At 54.6% G+C, this 18,363-nt stretch carries 16 protein-coding genes; 3 read left to right on the top strand and 13 right to left on the bottom strand.

The window, feature by feature from the left end; translation table 11 throughout:
- Positions 1 to 35 precede the first annotated feature (35 nt).
- The 7 genes from FHS18_RS15360 to FHS18_RS15330 form a co-directional block, all read right to left on the bottom strand.
- Complete coding sequence (locus tag FHS18_RS15360) at positions 36 to 2,108, bottom strand: alpha-glucuronidase family glycosyl hydrolase (protein ID WP_183600950.1); 2,073 nt, start codon at positions 2,106 to 2,108, stop codon at positions 36 to 38.
- Positions 2,105 to 3,121, bottom strand: a complete 1,017-nt coding sequence (locus FHS18_RS15355; RefSeq protein WP_183600949.1) for an endo-1,4-beta-xylanase — start codon at positions 3,119 to 3,121, stop codon at positions 2,105 to 2,107. The genes FHS18_RS15360 and FHS18_RS15355 overlap by 4 nt, the downstream gene beginning before the upstream one ends.
- 74 nt (positions 3,122 to 3,195) lie before the next feature.
- On the bottom strand, positions 3,196 to 4,044 hold the full coding sequence (locus FHS18_RS15350; RefSeq protein WP_246427695.1) for a carbohydrate ABC transporter permease: 849 nt from the start codon (positions 4,042 to 4,044) through the stop codon (positions 3,196 to 3,198).
- A 147-nt stretch (positions 4,045 to 4,191) separates the two neighbouring features.
- A complete protein-coding gene (locus FHS18_RS15345; RefSeq protein ID WP_183600948.1) occupies positions 4,192 to 5,163 on the bottom strand; it encodes an ABC transporter permease in 972 nt (323 codons plus the stop codon).
- Positions 5,164 to 5,335: 172 nt separating this feature from the next.
- Positions 5,336 to 7,042: an ABC transporter substrate-binding protein gene (locus FHS18_RS15340; protein WP_409348552.1), complete on the bottom strand. Its 1,707-nt coding sequence runs from the start codon at positions 7,040 to 7,042 to the stop codon at positions 5,336 to 5,338.
- A gap of 730 nt (positions 7,043 to 7,772) precedes the next feature.
- Entirely contained in the window at positions 7,773 to 9,524 is a 1,752-nt protein-coding gene (locus FHS18_RS15335) for a sensor histidine kinase (protein WP_183600947.1), read from the bottom strand.
- A gap of 30 nt (positions 9,525 to 9,554) precedes the next feature.
- Positions 9,555 to 11,129: a response regulator transcription factor gene (locus FHS18_RS15330; protein WP_183600946.1), complete on the bottom strand. Its 1,575-nt coding sequence runs from the start codon at positions 11,127 to 11,129 to the stop codon at positions 9,555 to 9,557.
- 195 nt (positions 11,130 to 11,324) lie between these two features.
- On the opposite strand from FHS18_RS15330, the gene FHS18_RS15325 reads away from it, so the two are divergent.
- On the top strand, positions 11,325 to 12,782 hold the full coding sequence (locus FHS18_RS15325) for a sensor histidine kinase (RefSeq protein WP_183600945.1): 1,458 nt from the start codon (positions 11,325 to 11,327) through the stop codon (positions 12,780 to 12,782).
- A gap of 69 nt (positions 12,783 to 12,851) precedes the next feature.
- Here FHS18_RS15325 and FHS18_RS15320 read toward each other — a convergent pair whose 3' ends face one another.
- The 3 genes from FHS18_RS15320 to FHS18_RS15310 form a co-directional block, all read right to left on the bottom strand.
- Entirely contained in the window at positions 12,852 to 13,496 is a 645-nt protein-coding gene (locus FHS18_RS15320) for an EcsC family protein (protein ID WP_221401337.1), read from the bottom strand.
- A gap of 187 nt (positions 13,497 to 13,683) precedes the next feature.
- Positions 13,684 to 14,241 carry a helix-turn-helix domain-containing protein gene (locus tag FHS18_RS15315; protein ID WP_183600944.1) on the bottom strand — a complete coding sequence of 186 codons (558 nt, stop codon included), beginning with the start codon at positions 14,239 to 14,241 and terminating at the stop codon, positions 13,684 to 13,686.
- A gap of 159 nt (positions 14,242 to 14,400) precedes the next feature.
- Positions 14,401 to 15,525, bottom strand: coding sequence for a Gfo/Idh/MocA family protein (locus tag FHS18_RS15310; RefSeq protein ID WP_183600943.1), 1,125 nt, complete (start codon positions 15,523 to 15,525; stop codon positions 14,401 to 14,403).
- Positions 15,526 to 15,766: 241 nt separating this feature from the next.
- Here FHS18_RS15310 and FHS18_RS15305 point away from each other — a divergent pair, with 241 nt between their 5' ends.
- Entirely contained in the window at positions 15,767 to 16,063 is a 297-nt protein-coding gene (locus FHS18_RS15305) for a LapA family protein (protein WP_183600942.1), read from the top strand.
- 186 nt (positions 16,064 to 16,249) lie between these two features.
- Positions 16,250 to 16,438, top strand: a complete 189-nt coding sequence (locus tag FHS18_RS15300; protein ID WP_183601183.1) for a hypothetical protein — start codon at positions 16,250 to 16,252, stop codon at positions 16,436 to 16,438.
- A 65-nt stretch (positions 16,439 to 16,503) separates the two neighbouring features.
- Here the strand turns inward: FHS18_RS15300 and FHS18_RS15295 are convergent, their stop codons facing one another.
- From FHS18_RS15295 to FHS18_RS15285, 3 genes are all read right to left on the bottom strand, one after another.
- Positions 16,504 to 17,076, bottom strand: a complete 573-nt coding sequence (locus FHS18_RS15295; RefSeq protein WP_183600941.1) for a YiiX/YebB-like N1pC/P60 family cysteine hydrolase — start codon at positions 17,074 to 17,076, stop codon at positions 16,504 to 16,506.
- Positions 17,077 to 17,099: 23 nt separating this feature from the next.
- Positions 17,100 to 17,996 (bottom strand): aldo/keto reductase, encoded by an 897-nt coding sequence (locus tag FHS18_RS15290; RefSeq protein WP_183600940.1) that lies wholly within the window; start codon positions 17,994 to 17,996, stop codon positions 17,100 to 17,102.
- A gap of 194 nt (positions 17,997 to 18,190) precedes the next feature.
- The gene (locus FHS18_RS15285) at positions 18,191 to 18,346 is read right to left on the bottom strand and encodes a hypothetical protein (protein ID WP_183600939.1); all 156 of its coding nucleotides are present in this window, start codon (positions 18,344 to 18,346) and stop codon (positions 18,191 to 18,193) included.
- Between the last annotated feature and the right edge of the window lie 17 nt (positions 18,347 to 18,363).

Genomic DNA, 18,363 nt, shown 5'->3' with positions numbered 1-18,363 from the left:
CTCTCTCGTTCCGTATGGCGAGAGAGGCCGGTTTGTTAATAGATTTTCCTTCCCCGCTCATCCGCTATGCCGGATTTGCGGTAGAAGTAGGTGTTGATGACATCGCGCCAGTGAGTAGCGTGTGCAGCCTGTTCCTCATGCCGGGATTGCACGCGGGCATAGGTCTCCGAATCGATGAATCCTTCGAGGCCAGTCCACGCTTGGAGCAATTGAGCGGCTGCTTCTGCGCCTTCGAAATGCGTATCGTAGATATGCTGAATGATCGTTTTCCCACTGTGAAGCCGATGCTCGTACGGCACATGATGGAAGAATAGCAGCAGCTCATCCGGGCATGCTGTGACCGACTCATAGCCGGAACGATGAGGCTCGCGATACTGCGCCGTATAGCCGGTGCCGTTTGCTGTCGTACGATTCACGCCGATTCCCGACCTGTCCGCAAAGTGATAGGTCCCCCATCGCGAATATTCATAACCGTCGACGTCCGGACCGTAATGCGTATGCGGCGTCACCATCCAGCCGACGCCGAGCGGCGCCGTGTAACTTTCGTAGATCGGCCACGAGCTCATCAGCATCTGATGGATTACGGTCCGCGCTTGCTCCGACGAGCCGAACGTCAGCTTAGTCCATTCGTCTGCAATCTCCTCGGAGGTGAGCTGCGGATTCCAAGCCAGTCGGCCATAGCCGTATAAGTTCGCCTGCGCTAGCGGATGCCCCGTCCAGAAAGCATCGTCGCCAATATTGGATACACTCGCGATACCGCCAAGCGGCCGGTTATGCAGCTGTCCACTGACGGCACGACTTACGGTTGAGCCCTCGCCTTGGGCATACGTTTCGAACGACAAGGCTTCCTTCCATTGCGGGACGAGATAACAGAGATGCCGCTGCTGTCCCGTATATTCTTGAGCCGCCTGGAATTCAATGATCTGATTCGTGCGGGGCATCGCCCCGAGCAGCGGCGAGACCGGCTCCCGAACCTGGAAGTCCATCGGTCCGTTCTTGATCTGCAGCACGACATTGTCCCGGAATCGCCCATCGAGCGGGGTAAAATGGTCGTAGGCCGCCTTCGCCCGATCCGTACTCCTGTCTCGCCAATCCTGCGTGCAGTTGTAAACGAAGCAGCGCCAGACGACGATCCCGCCATGCGGAGCAAGCGCATCCGCGAGCATGTTCGCGCCGTCGGCATGGTCCCGCCCGTAAGTGAACGGGCCTGGGCGATGCTCGGAATCGGCCTTGACGAGGAAGCCGCCGAAATCCGGTAACATGGCATACAGCTCTTCGGCGCGTGCAGCCCACCAGTTGCGAACATCATTTTCGAGCGGGTCAGCTGTCCTCAGCTCGCCAAGCTCAACCGGGCTCGCGAAGTTGACGCTTAAATACAGCTTGATGGCATAAGCCCTGAAGATAGCTGCGATTCGCGCCATCTCCGGCATCATGTGCCGTTGGATAAACGTCGTCTCGACGGCGTGGACGTTCACATTATTGATCGAGATGCCGTTGACGCCCACCGACGCGAGCAGCCGGGCATAGTCCCGCACGCGGCTCAGATCTGCATGGATCCGGCCTTGCTCATAGAAGATGGAATTGCCCGCATAGCCGCGTTCGATCGAGCCGTCGGCGTTATCCCATTGATTCATGAGCCGTAGCGGGTTCGCCGGCCGTTCGACGAGCTGAAGCATGCTAACGTCTTCCCCGGCTAGCAATAGACGGATCACATGAAAAGTCCCATACAACAATCCGGCTGGCGAACCGCCAGTCACGGTCAGTCGACCTGTTTCTTGACCGATACTCGTTGCCGATAACCGATATCCTTCTTCGCCGAGTAACGCTTCTTCGTTTGGATTGAAATCGCTCGTATCCGATACGGTCAATCGAATGCCTGCTCCCAGCTCAGCACTGCTCGCTACGACTGGCGTTATCCCGAATCTCGCTTCCGCGAGCTTCTTCAGTTCATCAACAGCCGTCGCAGCAGCCGGATGGGAAGTCAGCGTCAGATCCGTGATAACAATATGAGACAGCAGCTTCTCATAGCATCCTTTAAGTTCGGTGGACAGTTCCATCCGATTCAATCCTTCAACTTGCAGCCAAGCCTGATAACCATGTCCGTTCATGGGCGGACCTCCCCTTCTGCCCCGGCTGCCCGCAGCACGCGCCAATAAGCTTCCTTCGGCTGATGGTTGGCATCGAACAGCATCGGCCAGTTTTTGCGCTCGCGCACCGGGAAGTAGTCCAGCCAGGTGTAGTCGTCCGCGGCCCCCCAGAAAGTCACCGAAGTCAGTACGTCGCGGTATTCGCGGAACAAGCGGAAGATCTCTTCGTACCGCTCAGCTTGCAGCTCCAGCATCTCCGCTGTAGGAGCCGTAAGATCGGTTCTGCGGTCATCGAAGGCGAACATCGACAGGTCGAGCTCCGTAATTTGCAGCTTAAGCCCAAGCGATGCATAGCGCTCGAAGGCTTCTCGAATCTCGTCGATCGGCGGACCGTACAGATTCCAGTGCCCTTGCAGTCCGATCCCATGGATCGGCGTCCCCTGTGCAAGTAGCGATTGCACGAGCTTGAAGATTTTCTCCCGCTTCGCCGGGTTCGTCTCGTTGTAGTCATTATAGAACAGCAGCGCATTCGGGTCCGCTTCATGCGCATATTCGAACGCCTTGGCAATGAATGACTCTCCGGTAATCTCGAGCCACTTGCTCGAACGCAACAGCTCGGGACCCTCATCCGCAATAACTTCATTCACGACATCCCAGCAGTAGACATCGGACTTGTATCGGCCAACCACGGTCTGAATGTGACCGCGCATCCGAGCCAGCAGCGTATCATGGTCAGCTGCGCCATCGCCTTGCTCGAATACCCAGTTCGGCGTCTGGTTATGCCACACCAGCGTATGCCCGCGCAGCTTCATCCCATGCTCCCGCGCAAAAGCAGCAATACGGTCCGCTTGCTCGAACGTGTAACGATCCTCATCCGGATGGACGAGCTCGAACTTCATTTCATTCTCAGCGGTGATACTGTTATATTGATCTGCAAGCAGCTTCTGCTGCGACTCAATCGTGCGCACGTTCACCGCTGCGCCAATCAAAAAATCGCCAGCAAATGCTTCACGAAGCTTCGGTAGATTCATCATGGTAAATGCCTCCCTATCAAGATTAAGAAAGGGGCTGCATTCCTGCACGCCCCTTTGCATGATTTGCCTTGTTCTTAGCCTTTTACGCCGCCTACCGTCATCCCTTTGACAAAATACTTCTGCAGGAACGGGTACACCAGAATGATCGGCACGCTGGCCACGATCGTCATCGTTGCGCGAATCGAGAACGGCGTCACCATGTTCGCATTGGCATTATCCGCATTGGCGAACGCATCCCCCGCGCTCTTGGCGCTCATGGACGCATTGGAGTTCTGCAAAATTTTCTGCAGCTCATATTGAAGCGTGCTGAGCTTAATCTCCGACGAGTTGTACAAGAAAACGTCGAACCAGGAATTCCACTGCCAGACTGCCGTGAACAGCGCTACCGTTGCGAGCACCGGAAGCGAGAGCGGCAGCACGATCTTGGCGAATGTCGTAAAGTCGCCGGCGCCGTCGATCCGGGCCGACTCAAGAATACTCTCCGGCAATCCTTCGATGAACGAGCGGATGATAATCAGATTGAACACCCCGATAATGCCGGGAATGATGTAGACCCAGAAGCTGTTGATCATGCCAAGGTCGCGGATCAACAGGAAGTTCGGGATCAGACCGCCGTTGAAATACATGGTCAGAATAAAGGCGATCGTAATGAACTTGCGCAGCACGAAGTCCGGACGGCTGATCGTGTAAGCGACCATCGCCGAGCAGAAGACCGTTACGATGGTGCCGATCACCGTACGCATGATCGAGATGAACGTCGCGCCGAGAATGGTCGCTTCGTTGAACACATAGCTGTAGTTCTGCAGCGTGAATTCCCTTGGCCAGAGATAGATGCCGCCTCGGATCGAATCGGTCGCGTTGTTCAGGGAGACGGCGAGCGTATTCACGAACGGATATAAGGTGACTACCATCAGCAGCAGCATAAAGATGATGTTGCACGTATCGAATACTCGGTCGCCGAGGGAGCCGTAACGGCCTCCCCCGCGCAAGCGGCGCTTCTTGCCTTCCGTGCTTGCGGTATTGCTTGTCATGATGTTCGCCATGCTAGCGGACCTCCTTTGTCAGACGAATTAGAACAGCCTGGATTCTCCCATCCGCTTGGCTGTGTAGTTGGCGGCGAACAGCAGAATGAAGCTGATCACGGTCTTGAACATGCCGGCGGCAACCGAGAGGGAGAAGTTGCCCATTGCGATGCCATATTTGAGGACGAAGATGTCCAGATTTTCCGAGTAATCCACGTTCATCCCGTTACCGAGCAAATACTGCGGCTCAAAGCCAGATTCCAGCAAGTACCCGATGTTCATGATCAGCAGTACGATGATGACTGGTTTAATGCCGGGAAGCGTGATATGCCAGATCCGCTGGATGCGGCCTGCGCCATCGATCTCCGCGGCCTCATACTGGGCCGGGTCGATCATCGTCATCGCGGCCAGGTACACGATCGTGTTCCAGCCGACGTTCTTCCATACTTCACTCAGTCCGTTAATGCCCCAAAAATATTCCGGAATCCCAAGGAACAGAATCGGTTCCTTGATTACGCCCAGCCACATCAGGAGTTCATTGACGATGCCGTTATCCGGCGAAAGAGCGGTCGCGATAATGTTCGCGGCGACAACCCAGGAGATGAAATGCGGTAAATAGCTGACCGTCTGCACGAGGCGTTTGAACAGTACGAACCGCAGCTCGTTCAGCAGCAGGGCAAGGACAATCGCGGTAACGAATCCGAGCACCAGATTGATCGTGCTCATCGCCAGCGTGTTGCGCAGCACCTGAATGAATTTCTCGTCTTGGAACAGCATCTTGAAGTGCTCGAAGCCTACCCATTTTTGGTCGGAGAACGATTTGGCCGGCTTGAAGTCCTGGAATGCGATCGTCCAGCCCCACAGCGGCAAGTATTTGAAGATGAACAGCCAGATTAGGAACGGAGCCGACATCAGCAGAAGCACTCGCTGCTGAACCAGCTTTTTGAAGAATAACGGTATGTGCGACGTCTGCGGTTTAGGCGTAGTCGTTTGAATGCCTGGTGATGCTTCTTTTGCCATTATGTTCTCTCCCTTCTCTCTCTAGGTCAGCGGTTTGCGTGCATGGTCGCAAGACCAGGAAGCCGCATGGACCGACCAATCTGATGGCTTACAGCTGCTTGAAGGTATAGGAAAGGCCGGCCCGGTCGCTTCATGCGCCGTCCGGCCTCTCCTAGCTAGCGCCTACTTGCCGTTACTTCGTTTGCGCAAGCTCAATGCGTTTCTTCACTTCATCCGTCGTCCACTTCTCATAAGCGGCGGTATCCAGCTTGCTGAATTGATCCAGATATTCGGTCCACATCGACTCGAATTCTTCCGGCTTCGCCAGTACCAGCTTAGGGAAGTATTTCTTCGTCAGCTCGTCCTTCTTCGTCTCCCAGATTTGGGCGTCGGATCCTTGCTCCTTGGAGAAGCTCCATGCCGGGAACCACGGACGGTCATCCGGAGCGGCGAACAGGTCCGCATACGTCTTCGCGCCGTATTTCTCGAGAATCGTCTTGTCGCCTTCGGTCAGCGACATCTGGAACACTTCCGCCTGGCGGCCAGGCGCTACCGAGTTACCGTCAGGCAGCGAGGAGCCGTTGCCGTATTTCGGCCAGTTCCACTCGAAGTATTTGAACCCGAACGTTTCGCGGAACGATTCGTCGATCTTCGCGATCTGCTCTTCCGTGCGGTAGAAGCGGCCGTTCTCGTCCACTTCATACGTCTCGCCTTTGATACCCCAGTTGGACAAAATCTGATTCTCGTCCGTCAGCAAGTTGTCCAGGAATTGCATGATGCGCTCCGGATCCTTGGCGCTGACCGTAATGCCGATGCCGCGGTTGCTCGTGAAGCCCGGAGGATCGAGGTATTGATCCTTCGTGTTCGCGTCGAACGTCACCGGAAGCGGGAAGTAGCGCAGATCGTCGTTGCCCGCATCTTTCAGCGCGTTCGTCGCATTGCCGACTTGCCAGCCGTAATCGAAGAATCCGACGACTTTGCCGCTGGTCAGCTTGGCCAGGTATTGGTCGTAGTTATCGACGAAGGACGACTTGTCGAACAGCCCTTGCGCGTTCACGTCGTTCAGCTTCTGCAGCCATTTCTTCGTCGAATCTTTGTCCGCGTACACTTTCGCGTCGAACGTGCTCATGTCGATCGTGACGTTGCCGTCGTTCGGGAAACCGGCCAGATGCATCGGCGGGTTGCTCGTCGCGAAGAAGCGCCAGTCGTGCGTCAGCGAGATGAAGCCGGTCAGGTTCTCGTCCTTATGCTTCTCCACGTAGTTCTTGACCATATCGAAGTACTCGTCGAGCGTTTTGATCTTCGGATAACCGGCTTCCTTCAGCACGCGGCGCTGTACCCAGAATGCGCCTTGGTCGATGGATGGGCTTGGAATATATTCGCCGACGACGTTGGAGAACGGAATGAAGTAAATGTTGCCGTCGGCTGCTTTCATTTGGTTCATATATGGGCCGTATACGCGCTTGATGTTCGGGCCGAATTTATCAATAAGGTCGTTAAGCGGGATGAACGCGCCTGCGTCGATGACTTTGTCGATCGCCGCATCCGGGATCAGCAGATCCGGATAATCGTTGGAAGCGATCATCGTTCCGATCTTCGTGTTAATGTCGCCGACCAGATGTTCCATCTTGAAGTTTACGCCTGTCTGTTCCTCGAGCAGTTTACCGATTGTCGTTTCGTTGGAGTTGATGTCCTTGGCAGCGCCTGCTGCGTTGAAGACGCTGAACGTGACTTTCTCTTGTACCTTCGATTGTTCCGTTGTGGTCGCGGCTTGATTGCCGTTGCCCCCCGAATTCGTTCCCGCCTCCGTGTTGTTGTTCGTGCCGGAATTATTGGAGCAGGCCGTCACGGCCGTCATGGCCACGATCATTGCGGTAAGCAGAAGTCTCTTTTTCTTGATCAAGCTTGTGTTCCCCTTTCCGAATGTAATCCCTTACATTTCTTAGTATAGATAGGATTGGCGACTTCGCTAACCCAACAAACTTTAGTTTCTACTCCAATAATTATAGATTGTGGGCCTCGCTTTTCTACTCCCGGGGAGTAGAGCCAAAGGGCTGGCGCCCTCTGGACACCCAGGAACCAAGGGCTTCGCCCTCTGGACACCTAAAGGACCAAGGGCTTCGCCCTCTGGACACCCAGGAACCAAGGGCTTCGCCCTCGGAACACCCTAAGGACCAAGGGCTTCGCCCTTGGAACACCCTAAGGACCAAGGGCTTCGCCCTTGGAACACCCTATTTCGGCTACACCAAACCCTTTACTTCGCCTCCCCCTTCCCCCTCCATCGGAGGAGAACCAGAGGGCAACCGCCCTCTGGACACCCGTAAGCAGCGTGACTCGGTACGCGGCCGTCTTCGATGTGTCCTTTCGTGGTATGCCCGCTTTTGTCTGTGCAGCATATCGCATGGTGTAGAACACGCGATCTGCTGCAATAGACAAAGCTCTGCTTTCGGGCTTCGTTCGTTACTTTGTTGCCTTGGGGTGGTGACTTGGTGCGTTTGCGCTTGTTGCGCTTCCCTGTGCTGACTCTCGCTTGACGTCCACTTTGTGGACACGCTTACTTCAACCTTTTATTTGGCCTGCGGCCAAAGCAAAAGGGATTGCCTGTCTTAGCAATCCCTGAATGATTATTTTCATTGTTCGATTTCGATCGGTATGCCTAACGTAATGCGCGTTCCTGCTCCCGGTGCACTTGCTACTTGGAATTCGAAGCGCTCGCCGTAATACAGCTTCATTCGATAGAGGACGTTCTGCACCCCGATGCGCTCGCCCATCGCTTCCTCCTGCTTAAGATAGCGGAGCAGCTGCGCGACCTTGTCCTCGTGCATGCCTGCACCGTTGTCTTCGATGACGAAGTGGAGCATGTCGCCTTCGCGTGTGATGGCGATGGCGATTCGGCCTCCGCTCTTGAGCGATTCGATGCCGTGTATGCTCGCGTTCTCGACGAACGGCAGGAACGTCAGCTTCGGCAGCGTAATTCCGTATACTTCCGGCGATACGTTGATGTCGTAGCGCAGCTTGTCCTCGAACCGGTACTTCTGAATTTCGAGGAAGCAGACCACCAGCTCGAGCTCTTCTTTGACCGTGACCCGGTCTTTGTTCCAGGTAAGGGAGTTACGGAAGATTTTGGCCATATTATGGATGATCTTGGCCGTCTCCTTCTCCTCCTTCATCAAGCTGCGCATCCGGATCGTCTCCAGCGCATTGAACAGGAAGTGCGGGTTAATCTGGCTTTGCAGCGCATTCAGCTGCGCCTGCCGCCGTTCGAGCTCGAGCGATTTGCGCTGAATATCCGCCACGTACACATCGTCGATCAAACTCTTGATCGTAAAAGTCATCCGGTTGAACTGGGCGGCCAGCTGGCCGATCTCGTCCCTGGCCTCGACATGCGGGATCGGCTCGAAGCTTTGCGTCTGCACCCGCTTCATCTGCTTCAAGATTTGAATGATCCGCGCATTGACCGAACGCGTCGTCCAGACGATGATCAAGGTCGGGAGGAGAATGATCGCGAAAGCCGACCATACAATGAAGTTACGGGACTTCTGCACTTCGCGCAGCACTTCGTGTTCCGCAACCGTCGCCACGATCCGCCAGCCGTTCAGCAAATTAATATACGCGTAGTCCGCTTGGACGACGATCGTATCCTTTGGCATCGCAGACGGATCGAATTGTACCTGCTCCGTAGCCCAGGTCGATGCCGGATCGGTGCTGAAGGCGACCTCATTCCGTGGATTCAACAGATACAAGTTGCCTTGAAAATTGACGTTCGTAAAAATTTTCCGCACCGCATCCGTCCGCAGATCCACCTTCAGCACCTTATTGTCCGCCTTATGCGAGGAGTAATAATCCATCTCGCGAATGATGCTGAACGTATCGAGCAGTTCCGGATTCGCGCCCGTCTGCACGAGAAGCGGTTGAGACAGCTTGCTGCTCGCGGCAAGCCGGTACCAATTGGAGCGCTTCACCTCATCGGACATGAACGCAATGCCTCCGGAATAGAGCAAGGTTGTATTGTCGACATAAATCGTGACCGCTTGCACGGAGTGATACACGGGCGTGAAACTGTTCAAGATACGGCGCAAATAGGAATCGTACGCTTCGATATAATCCGCGGGATTTTCGTATTTGGCCTCGATAATTTCATTGAGCAGATGGTCGGTATAGAAACCGGATGAGATGGTGACCGCATCCTCTACCTCGGAACGGAATTCGTTCTTAACCTGCTCCACGCTGCGCTCGATCTCGGCCATCCGCTGCGCCTTGACGTTGCTTGCCGTCACACTATAGAAGATATAATCCGTTATGATCAGCGGCGCGAATACCGCAAGACAGAAGACGATCAGCATCTTATTGCGAAGTCGTACATTGTCGAGTCCCAAGTTCATGTCGGCTGCGTCCCTTCGACTAACGTATGGTTACCGCAGCAGTGTCGCACGGTATTCGCTCGGGGTCATCTGCTCGAGTTTCTCGAACTGGGTGACAAAATAGTCCGAGTTGCTGAAGCCGACGCGCTCGGCAATTTCATAAATGCGGCAATCGGTCTGGCGGAGAAGACGCTTGGCCTCGTCAATCCGCAACCGCAGGACGTAGTCGTTGAAATATACGCCGTACGTCTTCTTGAACAACTGGCCCAAGTAAACCGAATTGACGAAAAAAGCGGCCGCAATCGATTTCAGGCTGATCGAGTTGCTCGCATAGTGGGCATCGACATACGCTTTCACCTTCTGGATATTCCCGCGCCCTTGATCCTGCCGCAAAGCGCCCAGGCATTCGGCCGCTTCGTTGCCGAACTGTCCGAACAACTGCCTAAGCGCGCCGAGCGTCACATTCTGGTCTTGCCACTGGGCAATGACGGGAAGCGTGGGCAGCGTCCGTTCGTCGCCGCCCATCCGCTTGATGATCGAGGCCGCTCCAAGCACGCATTGATGGATCGCCGCCTTAACCGCTTCCGGAGCGAACCGCTGCTCGGCGAACGACTGGAAGATCGCGTCGCCCGCTGTCGCGAGCCCCTCGCGATCGCGTTCTTCGAGCCGAAGCAGCCAGGCTTTGAACAAGCTTTCGTCCAAATGCGTATAAGCGAGCGACTGCGACTGAATTCGCTCGTACGTAACGGTTTTCGCCTGGTCTGCCTGGAACTTGTAGGTCAGCGTTTCTTTGGCGCTGATATAGGATTCCTTCAGGTCAATCAGTTGCGCGACCTGTTTGCCGGCATAGACGAACACCGTCTGGCCCAGTCGTTCGCTTAGGTTCGCTTGGAGCTTCCGGACGTACCATTCGATATCGCCGTTCCAGGCGGTCAGATCGGACCCGGCAATGAAACCGTATCTTCCGTGGTGCTCATACAGATACGGCGGACGTTTCAGCCCAAGGCTGTCCTGTATGGTAAGAGCAATGAGGTTTCGTTCTTCTCCCGAAGCTGTAATCGTGTCTTGTCCGGTCAATGTGAGCAGCCGGTCATTCAGCTCCACGAATACATACCGAGCGCCTCGCGAGCTATCCAAGCCAGCTGCTGCTGCCCATTCCGCAGTCTGATGCGAATCCGCTTCTCCGCGGATGAGGCTTTCGATCATCCGCTGGTTGCCCCGCTCGATCTGCTCGGTACGCTGCCCGATCGCTCCTTCGATTTTTTGGCCGACGCGGAGCAGTATCTCGGTCAATTCATCCTGATCGATCGGCTTCAGGATGAATTCGTGTACGCCGTACCGGCAAGCCTGTTGGGCATAGCTAAAATCGTTGTATCCGCTTACAATAATAAACGCCGTATCCGGCAATTCTTCTTTCACCAGACGAATCAGCTCCAGCCCGTCCAGCACCGGCATCCGGATATCGGTAATGACCAAGTCCGGCCGCTCGGCGCGAATGATCGCCCACGCATCTTCGCCATTATCGGCTTCAGCCGCAACCACATAGCCGCAAGCCTCCCAGTCGATCAGACTGCACAACCCTTTGCGCACGTATGGCTCATCGTCGACCAGCATTACTTTCAGCATTCGTCACCCTCCTTGCATTCCTATCGCTAGCATCGGATTTTTACCATTGTAAACGCTATATCGACTAGCCGTAAAGAGTCTACAGACCAAGCAAGTTTAAAAAATTAATCTCCCTTTTATCTTTATTTCAGCTTCCTTTCAGCTTTGACATCCAATATGAGGGTATTCGCGCATATTGGGAGGTCTTGGAGATCCTTGACGATTCGACTACGGATTACATTATGGTATATGGGTCTTCTCATTCTCGTGCTCGTCATTCTTTGTTCCGCGTTATACAGCTACGTCCGTTATACGACCGGTCAAGATATTAAGAATACGATCGACCGTACCGTTCAAGACATTCATATTACGCAATCGGTCGACTTCTGGAGAAGCCTGCAGATCAATCTGTCCCCTCGCATCGAGAACAAACAGGTCATCATTCAAGTCGTCGACTATATTACCGGACAGGTCCGATATACCAGCAATTTGGCCGATTCCGGCTACAACTTGGCTTATCCGGAACCAGACAGCAATCTTCAAGCCGCTTACAGCAAAGTAGATATTAACGGTTCACCGTTTAAGGTGCTTAGCGTTCCGATTACGTTGAAAGATAACAGCCTAGTCGGCTTGCTACAGGTCGGCGTCTACACGGGCAAAGAAGAACAAATCCTCGGCAATCTCAGGCTGATCTTGGTGCTGGCCTCCGTGAGCGTGCTCTTGATCGCGTTCTTGCTCGGCCTGTACGTTTCGCGGCAAGCGCTCAAGCCGTTGCACCGTGTCACAGTCGCCTCAACCCGGATTGAAGGCGGGCAAGATCTAGGCATCCGGATTCCGCGCGGCAAAGCGCAAGACGAGATCGGTACGCTGACCGATACGCTCAACGGCATGTTGTCACGGCTTCAGCAAGCCTACCTGGACATGAATCAATCGTACGACACGCAGCGCCGCTTCGTCGCCGATGCTTCGCATGAACTGCGAACGCCGTTAACGACGGTTCGCGGCAACAGTGATTTGCTGAAGAAACTTTGGGTTAAGCTGTCGGCTGACCGGGTGGAGCAGCATCATATCGACTTATCGCTGGAAGCCATTCAAGATATCTCGGATGAATCGGAACGTATGACGCGCCTCATTACGGATCTGCTTGCGCTCGCAAGGGGCGATGCCGGGCAGATCGTCGTGAAATCGCCCGTGGAACTGTACCCTATCGTTGCCGAAGCGGCCAGAAAAGCGGCACTCCTGCCAAGAACGGCAGGATGGAAGAACGAGCTGGATATTTTCCGTACCATCGTCATTGAAGCCGACCGTGCTTACCTCCAGCAGCTGCTGCTGATCCTCATCGAGAATGCCTTCAAGTACACCCCTTCCGGAGAAGTCCGATTATCGGGGGTCCGGCGTGACCACGCTGTAGGTATTAAGGTGCAAGATACGGGAATCGGCATTAGCGAGGCGGAGCTGCCCCATATCTTCGACCGATTCTATCGGGCCGATGTCTCAAGGGGACGGACGGCAGGATATGGACTGGGACTCTCCATTGCCAAATGGATCATCGATGAGCATCATGCCTCCGTTGAGGTCTATTCGAAGGAAAACGAGGGATCGACGTTCATCGTGTGGTTTCCTATTGCGGACCAATCGCTCACGGTACGGGTTGAAGAAGATGATAGGGAATAATTTAATGCTTTAGCAACAAAGAAGAGGTGTCCCCTATTAACATAGGGACACCTCTCTTACATTTGAAACTTACACTGGCACGCCGTCCGGACTTCCTTGGAGGAACAGATTTTTGGCTACTTTACCGATTGTGGCCGTGGATATCCCATCCGCCGTTCCCCCGATGATACCGCCAGCTAGCGGAATCATTTTCCCCAGATTAATAACGCCCTTTGTACCGAATTTCGTCAGCAGGCGGAAGCCCACTTTTTGATTGATCTTGGTAATGACCGTTCCGGAGATGCGATGGATGGCTGCCTGCGTTAATTTTTGGCCGACAACGATACCTACGTCTTTGATAATATCTTTTAACCCGTTCCCGCATAAACACATAAATACAAAGGTTTTTACTTTATCGTCACGCAGATCGTATCCGCCCATATGCGCGATCGCGGCAATCATTCTCAGCTGTACATACAGCACGCTGGCCAGATTCGCCGGTATGGCTACGGGAAGCGTGACCAAGCCGCCCAGTCCCGTCAAAAAACCGGATGTAGCGGATTTCGAAATCTGCCAGTTGATGAGCGAGTTTGCCGCTTCTTCCAAAGAAGACGATTTGCGCATGTAGTTTTCTGCAAGCTCTTGCGCAGTTTCCGCGCCTGGCAGACCGTTGACTGCTTTTTCATAAGCCCAATCTAACGCTTTGGTAATTACCTCTTGATTCATCTTTGCCATGATCCCTGTCCTTCCTGATGTTGAATTGAGAATTATGTACTAGGTCGTTATTCGCGGATAACATCCGAATTCCTTCTTCATTTAAGAAATTATGGATAATGAATAGATCTTTTGAACCAACTTAATTCAATCCGTTCGTCCTTGAAGTGAAAAAGAGGCAGCCATCCGTCGGCCCCCCCTCTCCTACCTATAAAAGCACGTCGCTGCGCTCATCGTGTACGAGCACCAGTTCATTCGTCAGATGCTCATACACTTCTACCCAATCCCGCTCGACGAGAATCTCGCTGAGCTCTTCATCGCCCAGCTTCCCTTCGCGGCGCAGCTGAATGAGTTCGATCAGCTGATCTAGCGTAGTCGCTTCGCCGAACTCCATGCGGTTCTGCTCGCCCAAAAACCGTCCTCTTACATGTTGCGATGCATTCGCCATGCGCATGACGTCGAACTGCATGGCCAAGAACAGCATCATTTCCTCGAGCGCCTCCCCGTACGTTCTCGGTTGCGCAGATTCAACATTCCGCTGCATGATCCCTATTTGCTGGACAAGGTCCAGAATCGTTTTCTCCGAACCGGACAGCTTCTCGTCCGTCCAATATTTCAATTCGGAAGCCGGGATCTCCCAGCTGCCGCGCTTGCCGCGCCGATTGCCCTTCAGCTTACCCGTAGCCAGCCAGCGGTAGACGGTCCCCGCATCCTGCTTCAGGATCATCGCCGCTTCTTCGACCGTGAACAAATTTTCACTGAGCATAGTACACACTCCCTTCACGATGAACATCCGATTACTAGAGTCTATGAAGGGTTGATAGATTTCATGAACGGCAGCAGCAAATAAAAAATCACCGCCCGGCAGTGGACGGTGACTCCTTATCGTCGTTCTTCGAGAACGTTGTCTTTCGCAACCTGCTTCTTACATCGCCAAGTCCTGCGGAGCGTTGGCAGCAGTAGCTTTCACATCCGCAGGCAACTCGACCGATACTTCCCGCTTCGACTCGGCCGAACGCAGAATACCGTCGATAATCGCCTGCTGGATGACGATCTCGTCGCCCGGAATCGGCGCCGGCCGGTTGTCGCGGACCGCTTCGGCGAAGTCGCGGACTTTCTCGTCGAACAGATTGAGATTGTGCCCGATCAGCGGCACTTCGGTCGCAGTGTGTCCGCCGAACTCATCATGGAACAGCGTCATTGCGCCGATTTTGCCATCCCAGACGCCGGACCAAGGCCCCGTTCCATGAGGGAGCACCTTCAATCCCGCATCCGTGCCGAGGAACATCGTCGCCCCCAGCGAATCCATATGCATCGCCCAGGAAATCTTGAACTGGAGCACCATGTCATTCTCGAATCGGACCATCGCCGCGCCGAAGTCTTCCACCTCGAATTGGTGCGCTTCCTGGTGATAGAGCGGATTGCGGCCAAAATGGTTCGTCGTAAACGCCGAAACCGCGACCGGTCTCGGATAGCCCATCGTATTGAGCGCCATATCGAGCGAATAACAGCCGATATCGGCCATGGCCCCTGCACCGGCAAGGTCCTTGCGGATGAAAGTCCCGCCCGGCATGCCTCGTCTGCGTCCGCCGCCGGTCTCTACATAGTAGACATCCCCCAGCCGGCCGCTCTGCACGATGCGCTGCAGCAGTTTCATGTTCGGATCGTAACGTGGTTGGAAGCCGATCGACAGCATACGTCCGGACGTCTCGGCCGCTGCCACCATCTCCAGTCCCTCTTGCAGCGTAACCGACATCGGCTTCTCCAGCAGCACATGTTTGCCCGCGCGAAGCGCATCCACCGAAGTCCGGCAATGCGACGCGTTCGGCGTACAGATGCTGACGCCATCCAGCTCCAGCTTCAACAGCTCGTCAGGATGATCGAACGGCTGCGTATCCGTCAGACCATGCTTCTCTATGAATTGCGCGGCACGACCGGGAATAATATCCGCGACGGCAACAATCTCGACGAACGGGAGTTTGCGATACGCGGCCGCATGAGCACCGGCGATTCCTCCGCTGCCGATAATGCCTACTTTGATAGTCTTCATAAACCATGCTCCTTTGCCGAAAGTTTAGGCGTTTCTTCAATCGCGTAGAGCTGCTTCTTTACCTGAATACAACGTATCACAAGCCCCTGCCTCAAAAATAGGTGCGAACCCGCCATTCATACTGCGACATTGCGCCAATGTAAACGCTGTTAACCGGATGAAGCGGCCCTTTTGCGATGTTTGCCCCCGTGGCTTTTGGTGTATCATGGATATAGCTTTGAATAGAAGAAGGAGGAATCCTATGAGAACGCAATGGTCCATTATACTATCCTTATTGTTTGCCCTAGTCATCGCGATCTTCGCGGTCGTGAACGTCGAATCCGTTCCCGTGGATTACGTCTTCGGGCACGCGAACTTCCCGCTTATTCTCGTCATCCTCGGTTCTTCGCTGCTGGGTGGTTTTGCGGTCGGCATATTCGGAATCGTGCGCCAATACAAGCTGACGAGGCGGATCCGCAGCCTAGAGAAACAGCTAAGCCAATCGGAGAACGCCTCCAACATCCCGCCGGAACTAGTCGATGATCACCTGAACCCGTGACCGGCGAATCAGTGTCGTGACCATGGATTCAGAATGCCGGCCCTTGTGGCAGCTTTGAGTACACCTTAAGCCTCATTTTCGCCCGCTACCCTCTCAATTCATGGGACAAGCAACGAACGTTATACGCACAAGTACATGAAACGTTCAAGCGAGTCAGCCATCATGAATAAGGGAGCGGGATTGACGATGACGATTGTAGATCTGAGGAAGAAAATGGAGCTCGTCGCTTACTTGGGGTTCGATGAGATAAAAAAAATGTGGGTGTATTCGTTCAAAGATATTTACGAGCGTACGCGCACGTTCGGCGTGCTTGCCGGCCAACTGAAGGTCATCGAGCTGCTGACCCTGCAAGGTCTGAACCTGTGCAAGCAGTAGGCGGCTTGGCTCATCCACTATAAATAACGGCAGCCCGTCGGGGGCTGCCGTTTCTTCGTTTGGCTTCATATAAGCTTATACAACAGTTCCACGTCCGGGTCCTCGCCGATATGCTTCGGCAGGACGAAGCCGCCGCTGCTGCCGAAGGCGATGTTGTTCTGCGCGAAACATTCCGCGACATATTCGGAGCAGATGTAGGCATCGTCCTCATCCCGCTTGCCGAGTCCGGTCGTTAGGCGCAGCGCGATCTTGGACAGATCCTCGGTATCGTATCGCTTGCCCATCAAGTCCAGCGCGCGATGCATGAGCCGATCCTTCGCATCTTTGGTGCTGTCTTCTTGCTCAAGCTGCCTGTTCATGACGCGATGCCTCCCGATGTAGACGTCCCCGTTATAAGGCTTGCCGGAATTGTCGTAGTCCGCGATATAAGAGGACAACGGCACCATTCTCACCCCGACGTCCTCCACGCTCTCCAAGACCATAAGCCGCTCATGAATCCACATCACGAAAGCCGCATGGCTGAAAGAATAATCGGATATGCGGCGGATAAGCTGGCTGATCACGTAATTGCCGCTGCAGAACAGCAGATCGCCATTGTGTATGCAGCCACGGACCTCTTCATAGCGAGAACGTTCCATCCTTGTCTCCTCCTCGAACCCGCTCAGCCTTTGCCGAACCAGTCCGCGCCAGCCTTCGCCTGCCATTGCGCCCGAATCGCCTCATATTGCTCGGCGGGCAGCAAGCCCTGCTCGAGCAGCTTGGCATTCTCGAGCCATCGCTCCGGCTTGGCCGTTCCGACAATGGCCGTATGCACGCCCGGAACCGTCAACGTGAACCGAAGCGCGATCGCGATCGATACTTGCACATCGCCGCGGAGGAAGTCGTAGTCCAGCTGCCGCAGCCGCTCCCAATAAGGGACATGGTAATCCGAGGCCGGCTTGGCGCCCGTCTTCCAGGCCGCATTGGCGATCGGACGTTTGACCGTAACGCCCATGCCGCGCTCCAGCGCATCCGGCAGCGTCAATGTAATCGCCTCTTGGTCGGCGATGTTGAGCGAGGTTTCGAGGGAATCGAATGCGCCGCATTGCACGGCATACCGCGCTGCGAGATGATCGCCGCTATATCCGATGAAGCGCGTCTTCCCCTTCTCCTTGGCCCGCTTGAGCACGTCGATCACATCGCCTTGGCGCAGCAGCTCCTCGGAGCAGCTATGCAGATGAATGACGTCGACATAGTCGGTCTTAAGTCGGCTTAAGCTGCGGTCGATACTGGCCTCCAGCATAGCGGGATCCCAGTCCGGTTGATCGAATCCTGAAGCATGGCCGCATTTGGTGAACAAGTAATAATCGTCTCGGCGATGGGAGACCGTTCTGCCGATCAATTCCTCGCTCGTCGCATAGCATTCCGCCGTATCGATGACATTCAAGCCCGCGTCGAGCGCGCTGCCGAGCAGCTTGTCCACTTCCGCCGCCGTAGCTCCCTCGAAGCCGATCTCGGCTCCGCCGAAACCCAGTACGCTAACGTTCATGCCGGTCTTGCCATACTGTCTCTTCTCCATAATGCCGCCTCGCTTTCATGATTGTTAGCCATCCACCAACTTCCATTATAGGACGATCGCTTCCTCCGGTGAAGAAGTGAACTCGAACGCTATTGCTACACTCGGGTATAGTAACTATCGGCGAAAAAGCAAACGCCGATCCAAGGAAGATCGGCGTTCGTTATTTAACTTCGCATGAGTCCGAAACGGTGCCATTAATGAAGCAGACCTAGTCGGCGCGCCTGCTCTTCGGTCAGGATGAACTCCTCATTGGGCCACATTTCGTCATCGTCGGTGCGGCCGAACATGGCCATCACGTCGGTCCAGATTTCACGTTCGATCGCTTCGGTTACGGTAATGATTACCTTCATCGCTGCCATCTCCCTTC

Source organism: Paenibacillus phyllosphaerae (assembly GCF_014192105.1).
In the GTDB taxonomy this organism is placed as follows: domain Bacteria; phylum Bacillota; class Bacilli; order Paenibacillales; family Paenibacillaceae; genus Paenibacillus_Z; species Paenibacillus_Z phyllosphaerae.
This window is presented reverse-complemented; position numbering and strand designations above follow the sequence as displayed.

Bases quoted from the DNA above. Each gene is read 5' to 3' on its own strand.
- FHS18_RS15360 (WP_183600950.1), bottom strand. From the start codon at position 2,108: ATGAACGGACATGGTTATCAGGCTTGGCTGCAAGTTGAAGGATTGAAT.
- FHS18_RS15335 (WP_183600947.1), bottom strand. From the start codon at position 9,524: ATGAACTTGGGACTCGACAATGTACGACTTCGCAATAAGATGCTGATC.
- FHS18_RS15310 (WP_183600943.1), bottom strand. From the start codon at position 15,525: ATGAAGACTATCAAAGTAGGCATTATCGGCAGCGGAGGAATCGCCGGT.
- FHS18_RS15320 (WP_221401337.1), bottom strand. From the start codon at position 13,496: ATGGCAAAGATGAATCAAGAGGTAATTACCAAAGCGTTAGATTGGGCT.
- FHS18_RS15290 (WP_183600940.1), bottom strand. From the start codon at position 17,996: ATGGAGAAGAGACAGTATGGCAAGACCGGCATGAACGTTAGCGTACTG.
- FHS18_RS15315 (WP_183600944.1), bottom strand. From the start codon at position 14,241: ATGCTCAGTGAAAATTTGTTCACGGTCGAAGAAGCGGCGATGATCCTG.
- FHS18_RS15305 (WP_183600942.1), top strand. From the start codon at position 15,767: ATGAGAACGCAATGGTCCATTATACTATCCTTATTGTTTGCCCTAGTC.
- FHS18_RS15330 (WP_183600946.1), bottom strand. From the start codon at position 11,129: ATGCTGAAAGTAATGCTGGTCGACGATGAGCCATACGTGCGCAAAGGG.
- FHS18_RS15295 (WP_183600941.1), bottom strand. From the start codon at position 17,076: ATGGAACGTTCTCGCTATGAAGAGGTCCGTGGCTGCATACACAATGGC.
- FHS18_RS15345 (WP_183600948.1), bottom strand. From the start codon at position 5,163: ATGGCAAAAGAAGCATCACCAGGCATTCAAACGACTACGCCTAAACCG.
- FHS18_RS15300 (WP_183601183.1), top strand. From the start codon at position 16,250: ATGACGATTGTAGATCTGAGGAAGAAAATGGAGCTCGTCGCTTACTTG.
- FHS18_RS15285 (WP_183600939.1), bottom strand. From the start codon at position 18,346: ATGAAGGTAATCATTACCGTAACCGAAGCGATCGAACGTGAAATCTGG.
- FHS18_RS15355 (WP_183600949.1), bottom strand. From the start codon at position 3,121: ATGATGAATCTACCGAAGCTTCGTGAAGCATTTGCTGGCGATTTTTTG.
- FHS18_RS15350 (WP_246427695.1), bottom strand. From the start codon at position 4,044: ATGCTGCTGCTGATGGTAGTCACCTTATATCCGTTCGTGAATACGCTC.